The sequence below is a fragment of the Candidatus Cloacimonadota bacterium genome (assembly GCA_011372345.1).
Taxonomy (GTDB): domain Bacteria; phylum Cloacimonadota; class Cloacimonadia; order Cloacimonadales; family TCS61; genus DRTC01.
This window is the reverse complement of record DRTC01000170.1, coordinates 1-2,210: the sequence shown is the minus strand read 5'-3', so window position 1 is coordinate 2,210 and position 2,210 is coordinate 1. Positions and strand designations below refer to the sequence as shown.

2 protein-coding genes are annotated in these 2,210 nt (G+C 36.1%); both read right to left on the bottom strand.

Annotation, left to right across the window (positions count from 1 at the left end):
• On the bottom strand, window positions 1-347 hold a 347-nt coding region (locus ENL20_03285; protein HHE37580.1), incomplete at its 3' end, for a TGS domain-containing protein.
• Window positions 348-526: 179 nt separating this feature from the next.
• Complete coding sequence (locus ENL20_03280) at window positions 527-1,813, bottom strand: ABC transporter substrate-binding protein (GenBank protein HHE37579.1); 1,287 nt, start codon at window positions 1,811-1,813, stop codon at window positions 527-529.
• Between the last annotated feature and the right edge of the window lie 397 nt (window positions 1,814-2,210).

The window sequence follows — 2,210 nt, the reverse complement described above, 5'->3', positions numbered from 1 at the left end:
TCGTCTGTAAAAGGAATTTCCTTATCAAAATCATAATAGAAACCATTTTCAATGGCTGGACCGATCGTAACTTTTACATCCGGGAAAAGTTGTTTAACAGCTTGAGCCATCAAATGAGCAGTACTGTGCCAGTAAACTTCTTTTCCAATATCGCTATCAAATTTGATCAATTCTATTTTTGCATCTTCTTTAATTTGATAATTCACATCAACAAGCCGGTCATTGACCTTGGCAGAAATAACTGCTTTTGCCAGTCCATGACTTATGCTTTCGGCAATTTCCAAAGGACTGATATTTTTTGGATATTCTTTTATCGAATTATCCGGGAAAGTGATCTTAATATTCATTTTTTCTCCTTATTTTTATATTGGATTTAGAATAAAAAACCACTTTTGTTATAAACGAATGTTCAATTATCAAATTATTAAACATTCCTGAACCTCCAAAATGAGTGACACATTTTTGCAAAATGTGAATACTAATTTTAATATTTTTTCCTTTTCACAGAATACAATTCTATGCTACACTAACTTTTTCTATCTTTAATTTTCTTCTCGATCATCTCTGCGGCATTATTCAAAGCTTTCTGGGGAGAAAGAATTCCCCGAACAACTTTTTCAATAACATGTTCTTCGAGATACTTTCTCGTTTCGAACCATTCGCTCATTTGCGGTTCAAAAGTTGCATAATTCAGCTGATCGTAAACATCTGCGATTTCCGGATTCGAGGTTAACCTGCTCTTAAGTTCAGCAACTTCAAAAGCACTTTTACGAACCGGCATATAATAGGTCAGTTCCGACCATTTTGCAGTCTGCTTCGTATCCGTGAACCATTTGATAAATTCCCAGGCAGCTTTCTGAACTTTTTCATCTTCACTTTTAAAGATCGCAATATTTGTCCCGCTGATCACATTCCTTTTCGTTTTATTGATTGGAATGGATGTAATGCCAATATTAAAATCGATTCCTGTCTTTTTCATATAAGCTATCGATACGCTGGAATCTTCATACATAGCTACTTTTCCGGCAAGAAAATCGTTCTGACCTTCATATCCCGGAGAAAGGTATGCAGTTTTATCCTCATTCAGAAGTTGAGTTAAGAATTCAAGTGCAACTACTCCTTCAGGACTGTTGAACAATGCTTCTTTTTCATCAGCGGACATGATCTCTCCTCCAGCTTGCAGAAGAAGATTTTCAAACTGCCAGGCACTGATTTTCAAAGTTGTTCCATGAAGTTCGTTCACTCCATTCTGATCAGCATCGAGAGTCAGTTTACGGCAATATTCCAGGAAGGAATCCCAGGTTTTCGGCGGTTTATTGGGATCGATCCCATTCTGGAAAAAAATATCTTTATTGTAGTAAAGAACTCGAACGCTCTTATTAAAAGGAAAAGTAACGAGTTTCCCATTAACAGTATTGCTTTGAATAAAAACAGGATAAATATCAGCGAGTTTTTGTTCCGTGAAATCAGGATCATTTTTGATAAAATCCTCGATCGGAACAATAACATCTCCATCGATCATATTAGCAGTCCAGGATTCAAAAACTTGAGCAATATCCGGTTGATTTCCGGTTTGCAGAGAAGCCATCAGTTTCTGAGAAAGAGCAGTATAATTTCCCATATTGATAGCATTGATAAATATTCCCGGGTGAGTTTCGTTGAATTCATTCACTAAAAACATGAGAGCTTCACCGAGTGGACCGCCCATAGAATTCCAGAATTCTATCTGGATAACATCAGTTGGAGTTTTTGCTTTTTTTCCGCAACTGAAAAGCAATAATCCAATAAACAACAAAATAAATATTTTCTTCATTTTCGATCTCCTAAAAATCTTTGGGCAAATTATTTGGAGCAAGATGGAAGTCAAATGATTTGTAAGTTTAATATGGGAAAACAAACGCTGTAAAGAAATATTTTTCCTTATCTTTATGCAACGGGAATTTACAGGCGGTGATTATTTGCTGTATTAATTAATTTGCAACATAAAGCTTCGTCACTGCCCCGCTTCTTCAACTTTCCATTCAACTTTTTAACGAAAATCCCAACTTCGATTTAATACAAATCTTCGATACGAAAGCAATTGTGGTGTCGGATAAGTTAGAAAGATCACTCCTTCCTTCTCTCCTAAGAACCGTACGTGCGACTTTCACCGCATACGGCTCAAGCCTCTCAAATGTCATTAATTTCATTAAATGACACGGCATTGCATA